Source organism: Enterococcus sp. CR-Ec1 (assembly GCF_002850555.1).
GTDB classification, from domain to species: Bacteria; Bacillota; Bacilli; order Lactobacillales; family Enterococcaceae; genus Enterococcus_D; species Enterococcus_D entomosocium.
Genome location: NZ_CP025223.1, coordinates 3790001 through 3812222, shown reverse-complemented (window position 1 = coordinate 3812222; position 22222 = coordinate 3790001). Strand labels below are relative to the sequence as shown.

Below are 22222 nucleotides of genomic sequence, written 5' to 3'. Positions count from 1 at the left end.
GCGGGCTTTTTGTGTTAGCAATTGAATTATTCAACTTTTTCAATCGTAGTGGTTCCCCAATTCATGATGTTGCTGAGATGGACATAGCCATCGTACAAATTCAAGAAAATTGAGAAGGCACAGACGATATAGATCAATACATAAAAATTATTGGCCTTTTTGTTACGCCATAAGACAAAGCCATCTAAAATCAAACCTAATGGAAAGAGAAATGAGCCGATTCCAGCTAACAGTAGCAAGAGCAGACTTTCATCTTTTTCCGTTGCCATCGTTCTTTGGAGTAACGACAATTTTTCTTTTTTGTCGTTGATCTCTTGATTATTGGTTTCGATCCGCTCTTTTAACGCTTCGTTTTCCCGCAAGAGCTCATCAATCGAGACTTGATAGAGATCGCTCAACAAAATCAAATTCTCAATATCTGGATAGCCGCGCCCGTTTTCCCATTTTGAAATCGACTGGCGTGAAATCTGTAATTTTTCTGCGACTGCTGTTTGCGACAAGCCGGAAGACTCGCGACAGCTTTTTAATTGTTCTGCTAAAGCCAATGTATGCTCCTATCTGCTATTTAACAACTAGCTTCCCATTTGAGATCGTGGTTACGACACTCCCATTGGTAGTGATTATACCTGCTTTTTGCTTAAACGTACAGGTGGCTTTAGTGGACGTGTGAGTTAATGAACTAGAAGTGATACTTCCTCTGTGAGCAACTAAACTTAAATTCGAAGTGCCTGTAAATTGATTGCGGCTATTGACCGTGACATTGTAACTAGCGGTCCAATTACCGGTGGATGTTTTTGACACGCGATACGTTCCTGCTGCCAGATTTGCCCGGAATGACGGCAATTTTTCAATGGTCAAAATCAACTCGTTGCCTTCTTCATCTACGGTGATCAGCTGCTCATAGGGACTATCTGATGCTAAGTCGTAAACGAGTTCAGGTTCTTCCACTGTTTGGGCGGCAGCTGGGAGAGCAAAGAAGAAACAAATAAAAATAAACGGCACAAAAAATAATTTTTTCACAAATACCACTCCTTGTACTTTTGATAGTTTAAGTATACAAGGTTTGGCTAGTTAAAGAAAGCACAAGCTAATTTGCAACGGCAACGGATGGTTTACAGTTGTTGCTAGAGCAGCATTTCATAGGCTTTTTTTTTAGGATGTCGAGAAATTTTAAACGTAATGGTTCATTCAAAAGGTCTTCGTTTTTTAGGTTTCTGACAATGAAACGTTGTTTTTTAAAAGAAACGTTAAAGAAGCGGTTGCTTTAGTTTTAACCAAACCTAGCTGTAAAAGGAAACAAAAAAGCGAAAGAGAAGGTAACGTTTCGCGCCGTTAAAACGACAAACGTAAGACCTCCTTCCACTTTTCTGCGGCCAATTTTATTCTCCTAAATCAATATCCTTTTGATGGTCGCCGTCTTTTTTATAAACGTTCACCACGGATTCTTTATTTTCGGCAATTTCTTTGGCACGGGCGATGGCCTCTGCTTTATTGTCGAAATGATCACTGGCACGTTTTGCTCCTTTGGAACGGACTTGCCATTGGTCCTCTTCATACACAACTTCAACATCCGCATCCATTAATTTTTTCGCATTTTTATTGGTTTGATGGGCATCATCTTTTTGCGGATTTTTCTCTTTCTGAAAAGCTTTCTTCTCCTCTTCATCTGCATTGTCATACCATTTTTCTGCTTGACTCGTGGCGATCGGGATCGCCCGATCGTCGGAATAGCCATCGGCTAGCAGGGCATTGGCGATATCGATCGCTTTTTTACGAACTAAGGGGTCTAGATTCTTCATTGACGCAGGATAATCACGGACATTCCAAGGCATTGTTTGGTTCCTCCTTTTTCTTGATCCAAAGTCATTTTCCTAGGGGTTCCTTTTTACAGGCACCACCAGATATTACTTATTAGTTTACCCCCTTCTATAAAAAAGTGAAATCATTTGCTTTCTGGTCAAAAATGAGGGCACTTTCTTTTTTCATTTTCTAATAAACGAGGATTTATTTTTGTTAACAAAGCGTTATATTTCCCAAAAAAAAATGAATGGTTTAGAATTTTATTATAGAGAAAAGGAGGACGTAAGAATGAGTGAACCTATTTTGACTGATCCACGGGAACTTTATCACACGGGTAAATACAGCAAACAGGAACAAGATACGCCTGCTTTACAAGAAGAAATGCGACCAAAACCTGATTGTGGTGAAGACTCTTATGAGGGAAGTCAGCAGTTAGAAAACCGGCGGGTACTGATTACCGGTGGGGATTCTGGGATCGGACGAGCAGCAGCGATTGCCTTCGCTCGTGAAGGAGCAGACATTGCCCTGCACTTTTTCCCAGGAGAAGAAGAAGATGCCGAAGAAGTTGCAGGGTACATCAAAGAAGCCGGACGCAAAGTGATTTTGCTACCCTATGACCTGCGAGACGAAGCGGCACCACAAGAGATCGTTGACAAAGCGGTAGCAGCATTAGGTGGGTTAGATACATTAGTATTGAACGCAGCACAGCAAATCACGCGGCCATCGATTGCAGAATTACCGATTGAACAAGTGAAAGACACCTTTATGGTAAACATTATCTCAATGTTTGCATTAGTGAAAGCAGCTGAGCCACACTTACCGGCTGGGGGAGCGATCGTGACAACGACTTCTGTCCAAGCCTTTAGTCCAAGCGCCCATTTAATGGATTATGCGGCAACCAAATCGGCGATCGCCAGTTTTACAGTCAGCTTGGCGAAACAATTTGCTGAAAAAGGGATTCGGGTCAATGGGGTAGCCCCAGGACCAATCTGGACACCATTACAGTTAGATCATGGCCAACCGCAAGACAAGCTGCCTGAATTTGGTCAGCAAGCATTACTGGAGCGGGCAGGACAACCAGCTGAGCTGGCACCCGTCTATGTCTTTTTAGCTTCCAATAAAGCTAGCTATGTGACAGCACAGATTTATGGTGTTACCGGCGGAGAAGCCATCAACTTGTAAGCTTATCAAAAAATCGGAGAAAAAGGAGGAGGTGTCCTATGAGTAAAGGGTGGAAAATCGTATCAATCATCGTTTCGTTGATCTTTATCACTGTCTTATTACCAATCGTTTTAATGAGTAATCCTTACATGCAGCTGCCATTTGGTTTGGACAGCAGAGGCAATGTCGTCACGTATTTCTTTGACAACTTGTTTATGCGTCAATATATGTTTTGGGTAGCCGTTGTTTTAATCGCCGTATTCTTGATCGTGATCTTAGTCGTGCTGTTTTATCCAAAAACCAAAACAACCTTTGTTTTGAAAGAGGATAAGGGCGCATTGACGATCGATAAGAAAGCGATCGAAGGACTTGTACGTACGAAAGTAAATGAAAAAGAATTTGTTGAAGGACCAAAAGTTCATGTCAAGGCGACCAAAAATCGAATTTTAATCAAAATCAAAGGCCGCTTGAAACGGACGTCTGCCTTAGTTGGCAAAACCGAAAACTTAATGGCGGAAATCCAACAAGATGTCCAACGAGTGCTTGGCTCAAGTGAAAAAGTCAAAGTCGAAGTCAATTACGCGAATTTTGAACAAAATGAGACTCCGGAAAACCCGCGAGTAGAATAGGAGGGCTATGATGAACGAACTACAACAATACAAAATCCCATTGATTTTTGGAGCAATCGGCCTTGTTCTGGCTGTGTTGTTTGTAACGATCGGTTTTTTCAAAACATTGCTGATTCTACTCCTAACAGGTTTGGGTTTTGCGCTAGGATTGTATCTCCAACGTACCGGTATCATCGACGAATTTTTTAACCAACAATAACGTATTTTATAGGAGGAATTTTTAATGAATAACGATAAAAACGAATTAAACAATGAAAAAAATGTCAGTGCACATCCAGATCCAGTGGTTCCCAACACCAATCATCAAGCCAATGAAAATGCGATTCCAATGACTGAATCACCTGATCCAGTGGTACCAAATGCTGAAAAAGCAGTAGCAGGACAACAAAATGGACCAAAACCAGGGGATCATCCAGCACCAGGAAATCCAGATCCAGCCGGACATCATCCAGCACCGCCAAAACCTGGCCACAACGATTTTGAAGGACCAACCGGGGATGCACCCGTTCATGGTTCATTGACCTATGATGACAAAGTGATCCAAAAAATTATCGGAATTGCATTAGAAAATGTAGATGGCCTGTTGACGGTCGATGGTGGTTTCTTCTCTAATATTGCTGAAAAATTAGTTAATACAGATAATGTGACTGCCGGTATCAATACTGAAGTTGGGAAAAAACAAGTAGCCGTTGATTTAGATATCGTGGTTGAATACGACCGCAACATCCCAGAAATCGCTGAACAAGTCAAAGAAGTCATTCAAAAAGAAGTAACGACAATGACCCAATTAGAAGTGATCGAAGTTAACATCAACGTTGTGGATGTGAAAACAATCGCTGAATACGAAGAGGAACAAGAAACGGTTCAAGACAAAGTATCGTCAGCTGCATCTAAAACCGGCGACTTTGCTTCACGTCAAACCAACAAAGCCAAACATGCGGCTTCCCGCGCGTCTGATCGTATCGAAGAATACAACGAACCTCGCGTGAAATAAAAAAGTTTCATATGAAACAAAAACAAGCATTGATCCTGAGATCAATGCTTGTTTCTTTGAGAAAAAAGCTGACCAGCAGGGTTGGCAGCCTTGCTGGTCAAGGAAAAATGAAAAAAGTTTTTTGGATTGAAATGAGTATAATTTCTATGCCTTAAACCAACCTTAAAGCCCCAGTTAAAAAATGGTAAATTCTCCTAGAAAGCAATCTCTGGCTATTGCATCACACTGCTTTTTGCGTTAAAGTAGGAACTAGTCTGTGAAACATTTTTCTGTTTCACAAAATAGAAAGGATTCGTTATGCTACCTGAAGAATTTCATGAAGAATTACGCAAAAACGGGATCGTTTTAACCGAAGAACAAATGGAAAAATTCGCTGTCTATTTCGAGCGTTTAGTCGAATGGAATCAGAAGATGAATCTAACCGCAATCACGGAAAAATCAGAAGTGTATTTAAAGCATTTCTACGATTCTGTTTCCTTAGCTTTTGAAACCGCCTTTGACCCGAAAAGTCATTTGTGCGATGTCGGTTCAGGTGCTGGCTTTCCAAGTATTCCACTAAAAATCGTGTTTCCTGAATTAGAAGTGACGATCGTCGACTCTTTAAATAAGCGCATCACCTTTTTACAAACTCTTGTGACGGATCTACAATTGGAAAATGTCCACTTGTACCATGACCGTGCAGAAACATTTGGTCAAAACCCGCAATTTCGTGGGCAATTCGATTATGTGACCGCTCGAGCGGTTGCCCGTTTGAATGTGTTAACGGAACTCTGTGTGCCATTGGTGAAAAAAGCAGGCTATTTTTATGCGCTCAAAGCTGCCAAAAGCGAGGAAGAACTGGTTGAAGCCAAACCAGCGATCTCACTCTTAGGCGGCAAATTTATTGAAGAAAAAAGCTTTACCTTACCGGTCAGCGGCGATGAACGCCATCTTTTGATCATTCAAAAGAAAAAAGAAACGCCAAAGAAATACCCCCGCAAACCGGGAATGCCAGCGAAACAACCAATTAAATAGGAGGAAAATCAATGGCCCGTATTATTTCTGTTGCAAACCAAAAAGGCGGCGTAGGCAAAACCACCACAACGGTGAACCTAGGTGCGTCCTTAGCATTTGTCGGCAAAAAAGTGTTACTCGTAGATATTGATGCCCAAGGCAACGCCACAAGCGGTGTCGGCATTCGCAAACCAGATGTGGAACAAGACATCTATGATGTATTAGTCAATGAAACACCGATCGTTGAAGCGATTTTACCTAGCAGCCGAGAAAACTTGGATATCGTTCCAGCGACGATCCAATTAGCTGGTGCGGAAATTGAATTGACCTCCATGATGGCACGGGAATCTCGATTGAAATCGGCTTTGAATGAAATCAAAGAACAATACGATTATATCTTTATCGATTGCCCGCCATCTTTAGGTCATTTGACGATCAATGCCTTTACCGCCAGTGATTCGATTTTGATCCCAGTCCAGTGTGAGTACTATGCATTGGAAGGGCTGAGCCAACTATTGAATACCGTGCGTTTAGTACAAAAACATTTTAACCCTGAGTTAGAGATCGAAGGGGTCTTACTGACGATGTATGATGCCCGCACGAACTTAGGCGCGGAAGTCGTGGAAGAAGTCCGCCGCTATTTCCAAGAAAAAGTATACGAAACCATTATTCCGCGGAATATCCGGTTGTCTGAAGCACCTAGTCATGGATTGTCGATCATTGATTATGATCCACGCTCAAAAGGAGCCGAAGTCTATCAGACGTTAGCAAAGGAAGTGTTAGCCCGTGAAGAATAAAGGGAAAGGATTAGGGCGTGGGATCGATGCGTTGTTTCAAGACCTGCAAGGGTTAGAAGAAGTCGATATCAAGACAGAAAAAGTCGTTGAACTGCCTTTAAACGAATTAAGACCCAACCCTTATCAACCGCGAAAAACCTTTGATGAGCTTTCATTACAAGAACTGGCCAATTCGATCCAGCATTCGGGGGTCTTTCAACCGATCATCGTGCGGCAATCATCCGTCAAAGGCTATGAGATCATTGCTGGTGAACGCCGGTTTCGAGCGTCCAAATTAGCTGGCAAGGAAACGATCCCAGCCATCATCCGCAATTTTGATGAAGAAGCGATGATGCAAGTCGCCGTTTTAGAAAACTTGCAGCGGGAAGATTTAAATCCTTTAGAAGAAGCAGAAGCCTATGACATGCTGATGAAGAACTTGAAATTGACCCAAGCACAAGTCGCTGAACGTTTAGGGAAAAGCCGCCCGTATATCGCCAATTATTTGCGGTTACTGTCCTTGCCGAAACTCGTCAAAGAAATGGTTCAAGATGACCGTTTGTCTATGGGGCAAGCCCGGACATTATTAGGCTTGAAAAACAAAGAACAGATCTTAAAATTAGCCAATCGTTGTGTCAAAGAAAATCTGACAGTCCGCCAATTAGAACAAATGGTCGCTGAGATGAACGACACGAAAAACGAAAAGAAAAAAGTGCCGCGTCTGATTCGGGAAAAACCGTACTATTTACGAGAAAGCGAAGAACGGTTGATGGATAAATTCGGCACGAATGTCGAGATCCGCGAAAAAGAAGGCAAAGGAAAAATCGAGATCGAATACCTGTCACAAAAAGATTTAACCCGTATTTTAGATTTATTGAACATTCAATTTGATGAAGCTTGAGGTGATAAAGATGTATGATCTTGGGGATATTGTCGAAATGAAAAAACCGCATGCCTGCAAAGCCAATCGTTGGGAAATCATCCGCATGGGGGCAGACATCAAAATAAAGTGTACGAATTGCGGCCACATCGTCATGATGACGCGCCGAGAATTTGATAAAAAGATGAAGAAAATCCTAGAAAAAAAAGAGAAAGAGTGAAGTGAAGCATGGCGTTAACTGCCGGAATCGTTGGATTGCCAAATGTGGGCAAATCTACTTTATTTAATGCAATAACCAAAGCAGGAGCAGAAGCCGCAAACTACCCGTTTGCGACGATCGATCCGAATGTAGGAATGGTGGAAGTGCCAGATTGGCGCTTACAGCGTTTAACAGAATTAGTCCGTCCGAAAAAGACGGTCCCAACCACCTTTGAATTTACGGATATTGCCGGAATCGTCCGCGGTGCCAGCAAAGGGGAAGGATTAGGGAACCAATTTTTGAGCCATATCCGCCAAGTGGATGCGATCTGTCATGTCGTTCGTTGTTTCGACGATGACAACATCACCCACGTGGAAGGCCGCGTGGACCCATTAGCTGATATCGACACCATCAATTTGGAGTTGGTTTTAGCGGATTTAGAATCCGTCAACAAGCGCTATACTCGGGTCGCAAAAATTGCCAAAACCAAAGACAAAGATGCAGTTGCGGAACTGGCCGTTCTTGATAAGATCAAACCGGTCCTAGAAGAAGGGATCTCTGCTCGTTCGATCGAATTTACAGATGAAGAACAGCGCATCGTCAAAAGTTTGTTTTTACTAACGACCAAACCAGTCTTATACGTTGCCAACGTAGCAGAAGAAGACGTGGCAGACTATGAAACCAATGACTATGTCAACAAAGTGAAAGAGTTTGCAGCAAGCGAAAATGCGGAAGTGATCGTCATCAGTGCTCGTGCTGAAGAAGAGATCGCTGAGCTGGAGGAAGAAGACAAAGCAGAGTTTTTAGAAGCATTAGGAATTGAAGAATCAGGGTTGGATCAATTGATTCGTGCCGCCTATGATTTGCTGGGTCTAGCAACGTACTTTACCGCTGGTGAACAAGAAGTGCGTGCGTGGACGTTCCGTAAAGGCATCAAAGCACCGCAAGCAGCGGGGATCATCCATACGGACTTTGAGCGCGGCTTTATTCGTGCGGAAACTGTTTCCTTTGAAGATCTGAACCAATACGGCACGATGCAAGCGGCCAAAGAAGCCGGTCGGGTACGTTTGGAAGGAAAAGATTATGTCGTGCAAGATGGCGACGTGATGTTGTTCCGTTTTAACGTATAAAGGGCTTTCTTCCCAGTGAATTTGTGGTAAAATGTCCATTGTGAAGAAAACGCAGAAGGGAGAATCAATTCATGGAACCAGAAACTCTGCGAAATTATGTTTCCGAAAATCGTGAATTAGAACAACAATTAACAAAACGAAACCAACAATATATATTTGATTTAAAAAAATCGCTAGAGGCAGCCAACCTTTCTGAAGAAGAAAAAACGATTGCCTTGCATGAGATGCTGCCGGTCTTAGTCAAAGAACAAAAAGGCGGCAAAACGGCCCGCCAATTATTTGGTACAGTGTCTGAACGTACCGAAGCCATCATCAACAAACCCGTTGAGCAAAAAGAATCCGGCCCCTTCTTGATGTGGTTGGATAACACCTTGCTGATTTTAGGGATTTTTGGGTTGATGCTAGGGGTTATGGGAATCTTTACTAGAGGACAAGCACAACCTTATGGCTTATTGACCCTCTTCTTGATGGCGATGCTTGCTGGTTGGGTCTTCTACTTGATGTACAAATACATGTATCAATATGAACGCCCGGGTGCTGATAAGAGCAAACGGCCGAAGATGTGGAAGATCATTTTGATTTTAGTCGCAGCCTTCATGCTATGGATCGTTGTGATCTCGCTTTCTGCGATGATCCAACCACCATTGAATCCACAAGTGGACCCTGTGATCGAAGCCTTGATCGGGGCAGTGGCATTAGCAGCGAAGTACTACTTGAAACGCAAATACAATATCATCAGCAGTCTGTCTGTTCCTAGAGGCTGATGGCTACACGTTGATCGTGCGCCTTCTTTTGTTAAAAAAGACCGCACGATCAGCGTGTTTTTTTAGAAAAAATGGCGAATTATGAGATTTGACCAAAGGTTTGAAGAGGATTATTAAGAAAGCTTTCCGAATGGTTGACTTATGAAAAAATCTTTGCTATTTTTTTTAAAATACCTAAAAACTTTAAGGAGTGGTTACAAAAATGTCCAACTGGGAAACCAAATTTGTAAAAAAAGGGTTAACGTTTGATGATGTCTTATTGATTCCGGCAGAAAGTCACGTCTTGCCAAATGACGTGGATATGAAAGTGCAGCTTGCCCCGAATATTACACTAAATATTCCAATCATAAGTGCCAGTATGGATACCGTAACTGATAGTAAAATGGCGATCTCAATGGCGCGTCAAGGCGGACTTGGCGTGATTCACAAAAACATGAGTATCGCCGCGCAAGCAGATGAAGTGCGCAAAGTAAAACGTTCTGAAAGCGGCGTGATCATCGATCCGTTTTTCTTAACACCAAGTCACTTAGTTGCTGATGCAGAACATTTGATGAGCAAGTACCGCATCAGCGGGGTACCGATCGTAGAAACGATGGAAAACCGCAAATTAGTCGGTATCATCACGAACCGCGACATGCGTTTTGTCACGGATTATACGATGCCGATCAATGATGTGATGACCAAAGACCAATTGATCACAGCACCTGTCGGTACTTCGTTGAAAGACGCGGAAAAAATCTTACAACAACACAAGATCGAAAAATTACCGATCGTTGATGAAGCAGGGATCTTAAGCGGGTTGATCACTATCAAAGATATTGAAAAAGTAATCGAATTCCCGAATGCAGCCAAAGACACGCATGGACGCCTATTAGTGGCAGCGGCAGTCGGCGTTACTAGCGATACCTTTGAACGAGCACAAGCATTATTGGATGCAGGCGTGGACGCGATCGTCATTGATACTGCCCATGGACACAGTGCGGGTGTTTTACGCAAAATCTCTGAAATTCGCGCGCATTTCCCAGAAGCGACATTGATTGCTGGAAATGTTGCCACTGCAGAAGGCACGAAAGCATTGTATGATGCTGGTGTCGATGTCGTAAAAGTCGGGATCGGTCCAGGATCGATCTGTACTACTCGGGTGGTAGCCGGTGTCGGAGTTCCTCAATTGACAGCGATCTATGATGCAGCCTCTGTGGCACGTCAATATGGCAAAGCAATCATTGCCGATGGTGGGATCAAGTACTCTGGCGATATCGTCAAAGCTTTAGCAGCTGGCGGACATGCTGTAATGCTCGGTAGCATGTTGGCAGGAACTGACGAATCACCAGGTGAATTTGAAATCTATCAAGGCCGTCGCTTCAAAACGTACCGCGGAATGGGTTCATTGGGGGCAATGGAAAAAGGCTCCAGCGACCGTTACTTCCAAGGGGGCGTAAATGAAGCCAACAAATTGGTTCCAGAAGGCATTGAAGGACGTGTCGCTTATAAAGGCAGCGTTTCTGATATCATCTTCCAAATGATCGGCGGGTTGAAATCAGGGATGGGTTATGTCGGTGCCGGCAATCTGCAGCAATTACGTGATGAAGCACAATTCATCCAAATGAGCGGCAACGGACTAAAAGAATCACATCCCCACGATGTTCAAATCACGAAAGAAGCACCAAACTACTCCGTAAAATCATAAAATGTTTCACGTGAAAACCAACGCCCCCTCTGTTCAAAAGTGGACAGTGGGGGCGTTTGGTTCTAAAAAAGGGTGCCGATCTTGCCAAAATGGCTGAGATCGGCACCCTTTTCTCTAAAATCGCTGCTGGATGATCAGCAAATCGCTTTAGCAGTAACTTATTCGTTTGATTTCAACGCATCGATCATATTGACATGAGTCAGTTTCACATGGGTGACGTACATCACGATGATCGTAAAGAGAATCGTCATGCCACCGGCTAAAGCATAAGCCGGCCAATTGATCACTAATGGAAAGACCATGTTCTCCATCGAAGCTTGGATCAAAATAAAGTCAGTCAAGAAGTAACCTACCACGTAACCTGCGAGAATCCCAAATAACGTAAAGACGATATTTTCTCGTACGATGTACATAGTCACTTCCTTATTGTAAAACCCTAATACTTTGATAGTAGAAAGCTCGCGAATCCGCTCGGAAACATTGATGTTGGTCAAGTTATACAAGACGACAAAGGCTAATGCCCCTGATAATACAACTAAGATCAAGACAATGGCGTTCAAGTTACCCATCGAATCATCCTGCATTTTGATCTGAGTGGAAAGGAACGTCGTGTTTTTGACTTTGTCGGTATCTAACAAGGCTGTTGATAAAGCTTCCTCTTGTTTTTTCGTCATCGTCTTGCTTTTGACTAAGAACGCATTTGGTTCAAAGGTACTATTGGTGATTTCTTCATAAACGGTCGGCGACAGATAAAGAGAATTGCCTAAATAATTTTCTGCGATGCCACTAATAGGTACTTCATAGGCTTCTTGATCGCTGGTATAGAAGGTCAATGTATCGCCAACGTGCAAATCATATAATTCTGCGTACTTCATAGTCAGCACGGCACCCTCTGTTAATGACAGCTTCTGTCCTGCCGTCGTTTTCAAATGGACATAGTCTGCAAAAGCATCCTGATCTGCCGGAACCATCAAGGTCAGACTTTGTTTTCCTTGGTTAGTCGGTCGAATCTCGATCGTTTCATTGTAGACTAGCATCGAATGGGTCACAAGAGGCTCGTCTGTTAAAACCGTTTCAGCGGCAGCAACGGTTTCTTCCTTCGCATCATTTAAGGTCACGACGGCTTGATAATCCGTAATGGGCCCAAATTGTTTTGCAGTCACGGCACTTAGAGAATCTTTCAACCCAACGCCTGCCACCATCAGTCCCGTACAACCGGCGATGCCAATGATTGCCATGATCATTCGCGATTTGTAGCGGAAGATGTTACGGAAGCTGACTTTTTGATTGAAGCTTAAACGGGACCATAAGGGGGTAATTGCTTCTAATAAAATCCGTTTCCCGGGCTTTGGTGCGCGAACTTGCAGCAGCTGGGCAGGTTTTTCCCGCAATTCTTTGATCAGAACAAACAGACAGGCACCAAGCGTCGCCAGTAAAAAGGCGATTGCGGCCAAAATAATTGGCGACCAGACATAATAGACGCGAATCCCGTCTAAAAGATACCGTTCGCTGGATAGGAAATAGATCAAACGCGGCAACAGTTCAGTTCCTAATACGGCACCACTAATAATGCCAATGGCCGAAGAAAGGAGGGCATAAATCAAATATTTAAGGGAGATCTCGACTTTGCCATAGCCCATCGCTTTTAAGGTACCGATCTCTTTGCGGTTTTCTTCTACCATCCGCGTCAGTGTCGTAAAGGTGATCAACGCAGCGATAAAGAAGAAGAAGACAGGAAACACATTGGCGATCGCTGCGATACGATCAGACAGCCCACCATATTCTTGGAAACCGGGATTGTCTTTGCGTTGGTTGTAAAGATACGTCGGCTCTGCCAAGTCTTCGATCTCTGCCCGTTTTTCTGCCAGTGTTTGTTGGGCATCGGTTAGTTCTTGTTGCTGTTCATCTAATTGGTCTTGCTGCTGTGTCAATTCTGCTTCTCCAGCCGCCAATTGGCCTTCGAGGGCTGCTTGTTGTACGGGCGGCAGCTGTGCCAAGGCGGCTTGCTGTTGTTCTAGTTCCGCTTTGGCCTGATCCAGTTGGGCTTGTCCATCAGCTAACTGTTTTTGTCCATCGCGGACTTCTTTTTCTGCAGGGGCTAATTCATCAAAAGCGTCTTGTTGAATTTCTGCTAAGCGTTCCTTAGGACGGTCCGCAAACAGTTCCTCAATCGTTTCTTGATGGGCTGCCATCTTGTCGGTGTACGTATCGGAGTATGTTTCAAGCCCGGCGACATCATCAAAGGCGAGATAGAGGATCGATTTGACCTCCATCGTGAACTGTTCTTCCGGTACATAAGCAAAGTACGTCACGACACCGCTGCCGACATTTGCATAGCCCCGTTCGGCAGCACTGATATAAATGGGAGAAGTGGCAAACCCAACGATCGTATACTCTTTGTCCGACAGATTATCGGCATCATCGATCGTAAAAGTATCACCTATTTGCCAGCCATAATTTTTTGCTTCGGTGTCCAGCACGATTTCATCGGCTTTTTCTGGCAGTCGGCCGTCCTTCACCAGTAACTGGTTGAGTTCCTGTGAGGGGTCATAGGAGGTCACTTGCACGACTTCATCTGAATTGGCAGCGTAATAAAATTGATAGGCGGCTTCTGTGTGAGCACCGCTTTTTTCCGCGGCATCAATGTCGTCCTTCGTCAATCCCAGTGTTGAAGTGACTTGCAGATCTGCTAATTGCTGGCCGTTGACATATTCACTCGCGGAATGGTTCAGGATCGGGCCGGTCGATTTGACACCGACAAAGAGAAACGTTCCTAAAAAAATGATCAAGGTGATTGCGATAAAGCGGCCTTTTGATTGGCGAATCTCTCGCAAACTTGCTTTAAGATAGGTCTTATTTTTCATCAGATCCTCCTACCAAACGATTTCATCGATCGAGATGGGATGAGGATTCTCTTCAATGGAACGGACAGTGGCATCGTTGATATGGATCACCCGATCGGCGATCGGGGCAATGGCGCTATTATGGGTGATGATCAACACCGTATTGCCATTTTTCCGGCTAGCGTTTTGCAAAAGCTTCAACACTTGTTTTCCTGTTTCAAAGTCCAAAGCACCAGTCGGTTCATCGCATAGCAGCAGTTTCGGGTTCTTGGCTAACGCCCGAGCGATCGATACCCGCTGCTGTTCCCCACCAGAAAGCTGAGAAGGAAAGTTGTTTTTGCGGTTTTCTAACCCGACTTGGGCCAAGACTTCATCAGGATCGAGTGCATTCGGTGAGACTTCAGTAGCCAATTCAATGTTTTCTTTTGCTGTCAGATTTGGGACCAAATTATAAAACTGGAAGACAAATCCAACGTCTGTGCGGCGGTATTCTGTTAATTGTTTGTCGTTAAACTTCGCGATATCAACATTGTCGATAATGATTTCTCCTTCATCTGGCGAGTCCATCCCGCCTAAGATATTCAAAACGGTCGATTTTCCGGCACCACTAGGTCCAAGAATCACCACTAATTCGCCTTCTTCAATGGCAAAGGAAAGATCATTGTTGGCAGTGATAGTGGTTTCGCCCATCTGATAGCGTTTATATTCATTCTTTACTTCAACATAACTCATTAATAAAGCCTCCATTTTTTAAACACGTGTTGATTTAATCACATGGTGTTAGTATACTAAGAAAGAAAAGTAAGAGCAATCCTCAATGCTTGCTTATTTGTCATTAAATAGACAAATATTGATTAAATGTACAGAGAAAAGGGGAAACGATATGGTAGGGACTGTCGGGAACCGTCGAACGATCTACTCGAAAAAAGTGATCCGGCGCGCCTTTCAGGAGTTATTGTTGGAAAAAGAGTATCGCAAAATCACGATCAAAGAGATTGCGGAACGAGCAGATATCAATCGGGGAACATTTTATAAATATTATAAGGACACAGCCGCTTTGTTGGAGGAGATCGAAGGGGAGCTCGTTGAGCAGATCGCATCGAACTTGCAGCAGGAAAATTTGTCATTGGATCTTTGGCTGGAAAAACTATTGACGATTTTGTATGAGAATCCTAGTACCACCCATTTGATTTTGTTGAACAACAGCCATTTGCTGAATCTTTTGTTGTCAGAAATCAAACCGGAGACCTTGAAACGATTTGCCCAATACTTTCAAGATGCTTCCGAGGAAGAATTGGAACTGTGCCTTAGCTTTTTTGTCTGCGGGTCTATCGGTTTGATCGAACGCTGGCTCAAAGATTTTTCAACGATGCCGCCAAAAGCTGTCGCTGATCTATTGATTCAAATTTTTGTGACTAATGTGTATGAAGAAAAGAAGGGCTAAAAAAGAGGGAATGATCCAATAACTAAAAAGGAACGCAGCAAGAGACAATTTGCTGCGTTCCTTTTTCTCTTAATCAACGAGGCGTTCATCGTTCATCCCAAAGTATTGATGCAACGGTTTTTGCCGTGCTTCTAATAATTGATCGACGGTCACGAATTCGTAGCCTTCGTTTTTGAGTGTTTTAATGACTCCCGGTACGGCTTTCACAGATTTCGGGTGAATATCATGGATCAAGATCATGGCACCATTAAAGACATTTTGTTGAACCAAGGCATTGATTTTCTTCGGATCCTTCAATTTCCAGTCTTGAGAATCGATGTCCCATTGAATGATCGGCATGCCGATGGTTTCTGCGCTTTGTTTGTCGATAGCGCCATAAGGGGGCCGTAAATTCCTAGGTAGTAAACCCGTCGCATTGTAAATGGCTTTATTGGTTTTCGTAACTTCTGCCTGCAAATCTTCCGCTGAAAGAGTATTCAGCTGCGGATGAGAGTAAGAATGACTGGCGATCTCGTGTCCAGCTTCTTGGACTTTTTTGGCGGCTTGCGGATATTGCTCAACCATTTGTCCCAGCATAAAGAAGGTCGCTTTGACGTCATTTTCTTGTAAGATGTTCAAAAGGTCCATAGTGGAGGTACTGTTGGGTCCATCATCAAAGGTCAATGCCACGTATTTTTTATTGGGGTCAAGACTTGGCAAGGCATTGTTGAGTTGGTCAGCAGCTACGAGATCAGGATCAATGAATGGGGCGATCTCGCTGTAAGACAGGGTGATTTCTGTCGCTTCCGTCTGATTTTTTGGCAATTCGATGGTCAGCTTCTCTGGATCGTAAGTAAATTTCGAATCGAAGGTGATCCGCTCCATGGCCAAGACGGCGTCGATGATTTTGGCGGGTTCTTTTGCTTGATCCAGCAGTTTCTGCTGAATGACTTGTTGAATACCTAATAAGCTGCCTTCATCAGGAACCAGTTCTTTCAAAGACAATTCGGTTTGCGTCTTCTCTGATACGAAGATCGGTGCATCCGTTAGGCTTTCCGCATCTTCAAAACGTCCGGTTTCTCGATTCCACACATAGCTGTCGGCTTTCAATGAATAAGTAGACACCTTTGAAGCCGCTGCTTGTGCTTGGATGCGGGCAACGGTGACGACTTCTTTATTCGTTTGTTTTTTACGCAAGTTATCAGCGGCTTGTGTTAACCGTTCTTTGATATCTTTGATGGGAAACGTATCGAGGTCTTGCGGGCAGTAGATCAGTTCTTTGTTTGTTCCTTCTGAGAGCACTTCAGGCGATGTTTTTAACCCATTTTGGCTTTGTTCTGCTTGGATTGATGCCAGTAATTTCTCTGCAGCTGCCTCATATTTTGCTTTGGCCGCAACTTCTTGTTGGTGCAAGGTGTAAAGAACCGAGCCAGCCGTTGCGATCAAAACGATCAATAATAAGGCAAATAAGGAAAAAATTGCTTTCCGATACGGCTTCTTTCTCGAGGGTGGTCCTTTCGGTCTTTCTTCAGCTGATGCTGTTCGTTTTTGATTATTGTTTGGTTTCTTGTGCAAGTCACTCCGACGGGCATAGGTCTTTCGTTCGGGCATTGGTGAAGCTCCCTTCATTCCATCCTAAATTATGCCCACGTTACCATAAGTCACAGGCACTTTCAACGATCATGCCCGGTTTCTGATAGAGGATTAAAAAGACAAAGGGATTTTTCTAATTATTCGCTTAAAAATTACAGCCTTGTTGCGTTGTTTCTCTTGCAAGAAGTGATCAAAGTGGTTAGGGAGATGGAAACCACTCTAGGCTACGTAAACAAGAAAACCCCTAGGCAACAGCTCACGCGGTGTGACTGTTCTCTAGGGGTTGCTACTGAGGTTACTAAGGCTTAGGCTTTTTCAATTTTTGTCAGTCCGCCCATATAAGGAACCAGAACTTCTGGTACCGTTACACTGCCGTCTTCGTTTTGATAATTTTCAAGCACTGCGGCTACCGTCCGACCGACAGCCAAACCAGAGCCGTTTAGTGTATGCATGTAGTGAATCTTGCCCTCTTGATCACGGTAACGGATCATGGCACGACGTGCTTGGAAGTCTTCACAGTTTGAGCAAGAGCTGATCTCACGATACATCTCTTGGGCAGGGATCCATACTTCTAAATCATAGGTCTTCGCTGCAGAAAAGCCCATATCTCCTGTACACAAGCTAAGCACACGGTAAGGTAAATTGAGTTTTTGCAAAATATCTTCGGCATTAGCCGTCATTTTCTCTAATTCTTCATAAGAATGTTCTGCATCACTGAATTTCACCATTTCGACTTTATTGAATTGGTGCAAGCGAATCAAACCGCGAGTGTCACGGCCAGCGCTGCCGGCTTCTGAACGAAATGATGGGCTCAAGGCAGTGAAGTAGGCAGGGAGCTGTTCTTGTTCTAAGATCTCCCCTTGATAGTAGTTGGTCAAAGGTACTTCCGCAGTCGGGATCAAAGTCAAATCAGTGTCTGCCAATTGGAAAACATCTTCTTTAAACTTCGGAAATTGCCCAGTACCGAACATTGCTTGGCTGTTGACGATATACGGGGTGATCATCTCCGTATACCCATGCTCATAAACATGCTGATCCAACATGAAGTTGTATAAGGCACGTTCCAAACGAGCACCTAAGCCTTTGTAGTAAACAAAACGGCTACCAGAAACTTTGGCACCCCGCTCAAAGTCGAGAATCCCCAAGTCTTCTGCGATCTCCCAATGGGGTTTTGGTTCAAAGGCAAAGGTTTTTGGGTCTGCCCAACGGCGGACTTCTACATTGTCATCTTCATCTTTGCCCACCGGAACAGAATCATTCGGCAAGTTCGGCAACGTCGTGGCGATCTCTTTGATGTCTTCATCAATTTGAGCGATCTCTTCATCCAATTGCTTAATTTGGCTGCCGACTTCTTTCATTTGGGCAATTTTATCTGCCGCATCTTCTTTCGCCCGTTTCAAGGCGGCGATCTCACCAGAAACCTCATTACGCAATTTCTTGCGCTCTTCCGTTTGGACTAAGAGTTCTCGGCGACGCTCATCAAGTGTTAAAAAGCGGTCCAACACTTCTTTTTGGACACCTCGTGTTGCGAGTTTGCTTTGTACTTCAGCAAAATTTTGGCGAATCATTTTTACATCTAACATAGTGATACATCCTCCTTTGATTTTTCCATAGAAAAAAGGCCATTCCAATCCCGTATTGCTTGGGACGAAATGACCATTCGCGGTGCCACCCAAGTTCAGCTTGCGCTGCCCTTGCTGCTCGTATCGTGAGCCAACGATTTTTCTTTCGAAAAATACACGTTAAAGAACTGGATTCTATTTTTTCCAACACTGATTTTCACCAACCATCAGCTCTCTATACAGATGAAAAAAATATACTAGGTTCTGTGCCTTGATTATTTTCTCTAGCATACCCAAAAAATGTTGGGTCGTCAACCATAGGTTTGTGTGTTGGATAAGTTGTTGCGTTTCAACGGGAGATGGATAATAAAGGACGTCCATTCCGGCGTTGACTTGGCATAGATATAGCCGCCATGTAAGGCGACGATGCTTTGAGCGATCGCTAGACCTAAGCCAGTTCCTCCTGTTTCTTGAGAGCGGGATTCTTCCACTCGGTAGAAACGGTCGAATAGAGAATCAAGGGCTTGCTTAGGGATCATTTGCCCATTGTTTTTGACTGTTAAGATCGCTTCGGTCCCGACTTTCTCGACTTCCATGCGGATCTTATCGGCGCCTTTGCCGTATTTCAAGGCATTCGAAAGCAAGTTATTGAAGACCCGCACCAGTTTTTCGGTATCGCCATCCATCTCGATGTGTTCCGGACGGGTGTATGTTTCAATCTTGATGCCTTTCCGACTAGCTTCTAATTCAAAGTCCGCCGCCAATTGTTCCACTAGCTGGGCCATGTCAAATTCCATCACATTGATTGGGACGCTAGGCTGGCGCACTTTTGTATATTCAAACAAATCATCGACAAGGGATTTCATTTGCTTGGCTTTGACATACGCCGTATGGGTATATTTCAGCAATTCTTCTTCTGAATGGTATTGTCGATCTTCAATTAGACCTAAATAGCCGATGATCGAAGTCAACGGTGTTCGAATGTCATGACTGACATTGGTAATCAGCTCATCTTTGGATTGCTCGATCCGTCGTTCATCTTCAATCGCCGCCACCGTACTGTCGACTAAGCCATTGATATTAGAAACGATCCGACTTAAATCGCCCCGTAACTCGAAGGGAATGCGATGATCGTAATTGCCTTCCGCAATAAAATGAAGCTCGCTGATGATGTGACGTAGCTGCATTTGATGGTAGCGACGAATCAAACGCCAATATAAGACGATCACATCTAATAGGAAGAACATCGGTAGAATGAAGTTGCGCCCACTGCGGAAGATATCTGTATTAAAGGCAGATGTGAAAGCATTCTTCGATGCGTAGATGGCATCAACTAAATCTGGTGAATTTTCAACGATTGAGGTCAAGATGACCAAAATAGCGATATTTAATAGAAGTAAAAGAACAATCGTTACAATTCCTTCGGCAAATAACTCACTGATTTCCTTTGAGGTCAGCGTGATCCGTTTCTTTTTTTCGATGGGTGTGTTGCGCTTTTTTTCAGTTGGTTTACTTCGCATCTATTTTGTAGCCGACCCCCCATACTGTTTGGATGACTTTTTCACCATCCGTGGCTTCTTCGATCTTATCTCGTAAGTGACTGACATGGACCATAACTGTTTTGGCAGAAACGACACTTTCTTGTTTCCAAACTCGTTCAAAAATCTCATCGGCGCTAAAGACACGGTTCGGATGCGATGCCAGCAAGTAGAGGATACCGAATTCTAATGCAGTCAATTGAATTTCGTTGCCATCGACGGTTTTTACTTCATGGGAATCGCGATTGATAATAAGGGAGCTTACTTCTAGAATCTCTGGTTGATTTGAAGCAGCCTGCATCTTGGTTCTTCTCAATAGCGATTTTACCCGGGCCATAACTTCTAATGGGTTGAAAGGTTTGGTGACATAATCATCCGCACCGGCGACCAATCCACGAATCTTATCCATATCGGTTGTTTTAGCGGTCAGCATAATAATAGGGATTTGGGATTCTTTTCTCAATTCTTTCACGACTTGCATGCCATCCATTTCTGGCATCATGATATCTAAGATCAATAGTTCGATATCAGAAGTGGTGCGGATCTTGGTCAGTGCTTCTTTTCCATCATATGCTTTGACCGATTCATAACCTTCATTGTGTAAATAAATGCTTAATAGTTCTACGATCTCTTTGTCATCATCTGCTACAAGTATTTTCATACTGGGTCCTCCTAGGAACAATATTCTTTTCTCCATTTTAGCAAATATTCCACAAAATAGATAAAATCATACTTAAATTTATAAGAATGATAGGAATTAAGAAAACACAAAAAGGAAAAAGACGAACGATAGGCAAATAATAACGGAAAAAGTCCTTAAAAAAGGCGGAAATCACGGACTAAAAATCACGAATCATCTTTGGAAACGGAGTAACTAGAAACGTTGGTCTATCAATCATTTTATGGTTGACGAATAGCGCAAGTCTTGGTATATTATTACATGTGCCAAATGACTAAACGAATTCGTAAAAAGAATTTAAAAAAGTGGTTGACGCACAGCTCGACAGATGATATTATAACGAAGTCGCAATTTTAAAATAGTTAATCGATGTTGATACATCAACAAAATTAATTAAAAAAAGTTGTTGACAAATAACAAATCATTTGTTATTCTAATGAAGTCGCTGAGACAGCGCTGCGAAGTTGAAAAACAACGAGCGAAAAAAACTTTTAAAAAAGAGTTGACAATCAAACGTCGCTCTGATATGATATAAAAGTTGCTAACACAGCACTGTAGACCTTTGAAAACTGAACAAAGCAAGCAAACGAACCAATGTGTAGGACGTTTCAATTTATTGAAACAAATACATGCAAGCAATAGCTAGCAAAGTTAATTTTTATGAGCTTAATGACCGTATGGTCATTCAAACAAATCATTATGAGAGTTTGATCCTGGCTCAGGACGAACGCTGGCGGCGTGCCTAATACATGCAAGTCGAACGCTTTTTCTTTCACCGGAGCTTGCTCCACCGAAAGAAAAAGAGTGGCGAACGGGTGAGTAACACGTGGGTAACCTGCCCATCAGAAGGGGATAACACTTGGAAACAGGTGCTAATACCGTATAACACTATTTTCCGCATGGAAGAAAGTTGAAAGGCGCTTTTGCGTCACTGATGGATGGACCCGCGGTGCATTAGCTAGTTGGTGAGGTAACGGCTCACCAAGGCAACGATGCATAGCCGACCTGAGAGGGTGATCGGCCACACTGGGACTGAGACACGGCCCAGACTCCTACGGGAGGCAGCAGTAGGGAATCTTCGGCAATGGACGAAAGTCTGACCGAGCAACGCCGCGTGAGTGAAGAAGGTTTTCGGATCGTAAAACTCTGTTGTTAGAGAAGAACAAGGATGAGAGTAAAATGTTCATCCCTTGACGGTATCTAACCAGAAAGCCACGGCTAACTACGTGCCAGCAGCCGCGGTAATACGTAGGTGGCAAGCGTTGTCCGGATTTATTGGGCGTAAAGCGAGCGCAGGCGGTTTCTTAAGTCTGATGTGAAAGCCCCCGGCTCAACCGGGGAGGGTCATTGGAAACTGGGAGACTTGAGTGCAGAAGAGGAGAGTGGAATTCCATGTGTAGCGGTGAAATGCGTAGATATATGGAGGAACACCAGTGGCGAAGGCGGCTCTCTGGTCTGTAACTGACGCTGAGGCTCGAAAGCGTGGGGAGCGAACAGGATTAGATACCCTGGTAGTCCACGCCGTAAACGATGAGTGCTAAGTGTTGGAGGGTTTCCGCCCTTCAGTGCTG

At 43.7% G+C, this 22222-nt stretch carries 22 protein-coding genes, 1 rRNA gene and 1 other annotated feature (1 of these 24 only partly in view); of the genes, 14 read left to right on the top strand and 9 right to left on the bottom strand.

The window, feature by feature from the left end:
* Nucleotides 1-26: 26 nt before the first annotated feature.
* The 3 genes from CXM95_RS18325 to CXM95_RS18315 form a co-directional block, all read right to left on the bottom strand.
* Nucleotides 27-545 carry a helix-turn-helix domain-containing protein gene (locus tag CXM95_RS18325; RefSeq protein ID WP_005232932.1) on the bottom strand — a complete coding sequence of 173 codons (519 nt, stop codon included), beginning with the start codon at nucleotides 543-545 and terminating at the stop codon, nucleotides 27-29.
* A gap of 16 nt (nucleotides 546-561) precedes the next feature.
* Nucleotides 562-1029, bottom strand: coding sequence for a DUF5626 family protein (locus CXM95_RS18320; protein WP_005232933.1), 468 nt, complete (start codon nucleotides 1027-1029; stop codon nucleotides 562-564).
* A 350-nt stretch (nucleotides 1030-1379) separates the two neighbouring features.
* Nucleotides 1380-1832: a DUF2188 domain-containing protein gene (locus tag CXM95_RS18315; protein ID WP_016611678.1), complete on the bottom strand. Its 453-nt coding sequence runs from the start codon at nucleotides 1830-1832 to the stop codon at nucleotides 1380-1382.
* Nucleotides 1833-2088: 256 nt separating this feature from the next.
* Here CXM95_RS18315 and CXM95_RS18310 point away from each other — a divergent pair, with 256 nt between their 5' ends.
* The 12 genes from CXM95_RS18310 to guaB all read left to right on the top strand — a co-directional run bounded on the left by CXM95_RS18310 (nucleotide 2089) and on the right by guaB (nucleotide 11013).
* On the top strand, nucleotides 2089-2982 hold the full coding sequence (locus CXM95_RS18310; protein ID WP_008376956.1) for an SDR family oxidoreductase: 894 nt from the start codon (nucleotides 2089-2091) through the stop codon (nucleotides 2980-2982).
* A gap of 38 nt (nucleotides 2983-3020) precedes the next feature.
* Nucleotides 3021-3590, top strand: coding sequence for an alkaline shock response membrane anchor protein AmaP (gene amaP, locus CXM95_RS18305; RefSeq protein ID WP_005232936.1), 570 nt, complete (start codon nucleotides 3021-3023; stop codon nucleotides 3588-3590).
* A gap of 7 nt (nucleotides 3591-3597) precedes the next feature.
* A complete protein-coding gene (locus CXM95_RS18300) occupies nucleotides 3598-3789 on the top strand; it encodes a DUF2273 domain-containing protein (protein WP_005226258.1) in 192 nt (63 codons plus the stop codon).
* Nucleotides 3790-3813: 24 nt separating this feature from the next.
* On the top strand, nucleotides 3814-4584 hold the full coding sequence (locus tag CXM95_RS18295; protein WP_101699580.1) for an Asp23/Gls24 family envelope stress response protein: 771 nt from the start codon (nucleotides 3814-3816) through the stop codon (nucleotides 4582-4584).
* 11 nt (nucleotides 4585-4595) lie between these two features.
* Nucleotides 4596-4739: a hypothetical protein gene (locus tag CXM95_RS18910; protein ID WP_005232938.1), complete on the top strand. Its 144-nt coding sequence runs from the start codon at nucleotides 4596-4598 to the stop codon at nucleotides 4737-4739.
* 142 nt (nucleotides 4740-4881) lie between these two features.
* A complete protein-coding gene (gene rsmG, locus CXM95_RS18290; protein ID WP_016611681.1) occupies nucleotides 4882-5598 on the top strand; it encodes a 16S rRNA (guanine(527)-N(7))-methyltransferase RsmG in 717 nt (238 codons plus the stop codon).
* Nucleotides 5599-5609: 11 nt separating this feature from the next.
* Nucleotides 5610-6374: a ParA family protein gene (locus CXM95_RS18285; RefSeq protein ID WP_005226255.1), complete on the top strand. Its 765-nt coding sequence runs from the start codon at nucleotides 5610-5612 to the stop codon at nucleotides 6372-6374.
* Nucleotides 6364-7254, top strand: coding sequence for a ParB/RepB/Spo0J family partition protein (locus tag CXM95_RS18280; RefSeq protein WP_005226254.1), 891 nt, complete (start codon nucleotides 6364-6366; stop codon nucleotides 7252-7254). Before CXM95_RS18285 ends, CXM95_RS18280 begins: the two co-directional genes overlap by 11 nt.
* Nucleotides 7255-7264: 10 nt before the next feature.
* Complete coding sequence (locus CXM95_RS18275) at nucleotides 7265-7453, top strand: DUF951 domain-containing protein (protein WP_005226253.1); 189 nt, start codon at nucleotides 7265-7267, stop codon at nucleotides 7451-7453.
* 8 nt (nucleotides 7454-7461) lie between these two features.
* A complete protein-coding gene (gene ychF / locus CXM95_RS18270) occupies nucleotides 7462-8562 on the top strand; it encodes a redox-regulated ATPase YchF (RefSeq protein WP_005226252.1) in 1101 nt (366 codons plus the stop codon).
* Between the two features lie 71 nt (nucleotides 8563-8633).
* Entirely contained in the window at nucleotides 8634-9326 is a 693-nt protein-coding gene (locus CXM95_RS18265; protein ID WP_005226251.1) for a DUF1129 domain-containing protein, read from the top strand.
* Nucleotides 9327-9528: 202 nt separating this feature from the next.
* Nucleotides 9529-11013, top strand: coding sequence for an IMP dehydrogenase (gene guaB, locus CXM95_RS18260; protein ID WP_005226250.1), 1485 nt, complete (start codon nucleotides 9529-9531; stop codon nucleotides 11011-11013).
* Nucleotides 11014-11171: 158 nt separating this feature from the next.
* On the opposite strand, the gene CXM95_RS18255 is transcribed toward guaB, so the two are convergent.
* Together CXM95_RS18255 and CXM95_RS18250 are read right to left on the bottom strand one after the other, a co-directional pair.
* Complete coding sequence (locus CXM95_RS18255; protein ID WP_101699579.1) at nucleotides 11172-13877, bottom strand: FtsX-like permease family protein; 2706 nt, start codon at nucleotides 13875-13877, stop codon at nucleotides 11172-11174.
* Between the two features lie 9 nt (nucleotides 13878-13886).
* Nucleotides 13887-14588: an ABC transporter ATP-binding protein gene (locus CXM95_RS18250; protein ID WP_008376960.1), complete on the bottom strand. Its 702-nt coding sequence runs from the start codon at nucleotides 14586-14588 to the stop codon at nucleotides 13887-13889.
* A gap of 85 nt (nucleotides 14589-14673) precedes the next feature.
* On the opposite strand from CXM95_RS18250, the gene CXM95_RS18245 reads away from it, so the two are divergent.
* Complete coding sequence (locus CXM95_RS18245) at nucleotides 14674-15300, top strand: TetR/AcrR family transcriptional regulator (protein WP_005232942.1); 627 nt, start codon at nucleotides 14674-14676, stop codon at nucleotides 15298-15300.
* 69 nt (nucleotides 15301-15369) lie between these two features.
* Here CXM95_RS18245 and CXM95_RS18240 read toward each other — a convergent pair whose 3' ends face one another.
* From CXM95_RS18240 to CXM95_RS18225, 4 genes are all read right to left on the bottom strand, one after another.
* Nucleotides 15370-16890: a polysaccharide deacetylase family protein gene (locus CXM95_RS18240; RefSeq protein WP_101699578.1), complete on the bottom strand. Its 1521-nt coding sequence runs from the start codon at nucleotides 16888-16890 to the stop codon at nucleotides 15370-15372.
* A 287-nt stretch (nucleotides 16891-17177) separates the two neighbouring features.
* On the bottom strand, nucleotides 17178-18455 hold the full coding sequence (gene serS / locus CXM95_RS18235) for a serine--tRNA ligase (RefSeq protein ID WP_005232944.1): 1278 nt from the start codon (nucleotides 18453-18455) through the stop codon (nucleotides 17178-17180).
* Nucleotides 18456-18512: 57 nt separating this feature from the next.
* Nucleotides 18513-18710: a binding site (T-box leader), on the bottom strand.
* Between the two features lie 35 nt (nucleotides 18711-18745).
* Entirely contained in the window at nucleotides 18746-19954 is a 1209-nt protein-coding gene (locus CXM95_RS18230) for a sensor histidine kinase (RefSeq protein ID WP_005232945.1), read from the bottom strand.
* The gene (locus CXM95_RS18225) at nucleotides 19944-20633 is read right to left on the bottom strand and encodes a response regulator transcription factor (RefSeq protein WP_008376963.1); all 690 of its coding nucleotides are present in this window, start codon (nucleotides 20631-20633) and stop codon (nucleotides 19944-19946) included. Before CXM95_RS18225 ends, CXM95_RS18230 begins: the two co-directional genes overlap by 11 nt.
* Before the next feature lie 713 nt (nucleotides 20634-21346).
* Between CXM95_RS18225 and CXM95_RS18220 the strand changes: the two genes are divergently transcribed.
* Nucleotides 21347-22222, top strand: a 16S ribosomal RNA gene (locus tag CXM95_RS18220) (it continues 684 nt past the right edge of the window).

What these genes read in the sequence shown, in the direction of transcription:
- CXM95_RS18315 (WP_016611678.1), bottom strand. Translation starts at nt 1,832, where the DNA reads ATGCCTTGGAATGTCCGTGATTATCCTGCGTCAATGAAGAATCTAGAC.
- CXM95_RS18310 (WP_008376956.1), top strand. Translation starts at nt 2,089, where the DNA reads ATGAGTGAACCTATTTTGACTGATCCACGGGAACTTTATCACACGGGT.
- amaP (WP_005232936.1), top strand. Translation starts at nt 3,021, where the DNA reads ATGAGTAAAGGGTGGAAAATCGTATCAATCATCGTTTCGTTGATCTTT.
- CXM95_RS18300 (WP_005226258.1), top strand. Translation starts at nt 3,598, where the DNA reads ATGATGAACGAACTACAACAATACAAAATCCCATTGATTTTTGGAGCA.
- CXM95_RS18295 (WP_101699580.1), top strand. Translation starts at nt 3,814, where the DNA reads ATGAATAACGATAAAAACGAATTAAACAATGAAAAAAATGTCAGTGCA.
- CXM95_RS18910 (WP_005232938.1), top strand. Translation starts at nt 4,596, where the DNA reads ATGAAACAAAAACAAGCATTGATCCTGAGATCAATGCTTGTTTCTTTG.
- rsmG (WP_016611681.1), top strand. Translation starts at nt 4,882, where the DNA reads ATGCTACCTGAAGAATTTCATGAAGAATTACGCAAAAACGGGATCGTT.
- CXM95_RS18285 (WP_005226255.1), top strand. Translation starts at nt 5,610, where the DNA reads ATGGCCCGTATTATTTCTGTTGCAAACCAAAAAGGCGGCGTAGGCAAA.
- CXM95_RS18275 (WP_005226253.1), top strand. Translation starts at nt 7,265, where the DNA reads ATGTATGATCTTGGGGATATTGTCGAAATGAAAAAACCGCATGCCTGC.
- ychF (WP_005226252.1), top strand. Translation starts at nt 7,462, where the DNA reads ATGGCGTTAACTGCCGGAATCGTTGGATTGCCAAATGTGGGCAAATCT.
- CXM95_RS18265 (WP_005226251.1), top strand. Translation starts at nt 8,634, where the DNA reads ATGGAACCAGAAACTCTGCGAAATTATGTTTCCGAAAATCGTGAATTA.
- guaB (WP_005226250.1), top strand. Translation starts at nt 9,529, where the DNA reads ATGTCCAACTGGGAAACCAAATTTGTAAAAAAAGGGTTAACGTTTGAT.
- CXM95_RS18255 (WP_101699579.1), bottom strand. Translation starts at nt 13,877, where the DNA reads ATGAAAAATAAGACCTATCTTAAAGCAAGTTTGCGAGAGATTCGCCAA.
- CXM95_RS18250 (WP_008376960.1), bottom strand. Translation starts at nt 14,588, where the DNA reads ATGAGTTATGTTGAAGTAAAGAATGAATATAAACGCTATCAGATGGGC.
- CXM95_RS18245 (WP_005232942.1), top strand. Translation starts at nt 14,674, where the DNA reads ATGCTTGCTTATTTGTCATTAAATAGACAAATATTGATTAAATGTACA.
- CXM95_RS18240 (WP_101699578.1), bottom strand. Translation starts at nt 16,890, where the DNA reads ATGCCCGAACGAAAGACCTATGCCCGTCGGAGTGACTTGCACAAGAAA.
- serS (WP_005232944.1), bottom strand. Translation starts at nt 18,455, where the DNA reads ATGTTAGATGTAAAAATGATTCGCCAAAATTTTGCTGAAGTACAAAGC.
- CXM95_RS18230 (WP_005232945.1), bottom strand. Translation starts at nt 19,954, where the DNA reads ATGCGAAGTAAACCAACTGAAAAAAAGCGCAACACACCCATCGAAAAA.
- CXM95_RS18225 (WP_008376963.1), bottom strand. Translation starts at nt 20,633, where the DNA reads ATGAAAATACTTGTAGCAGATGATGACAAAGAGATCGTAGAACTATTA.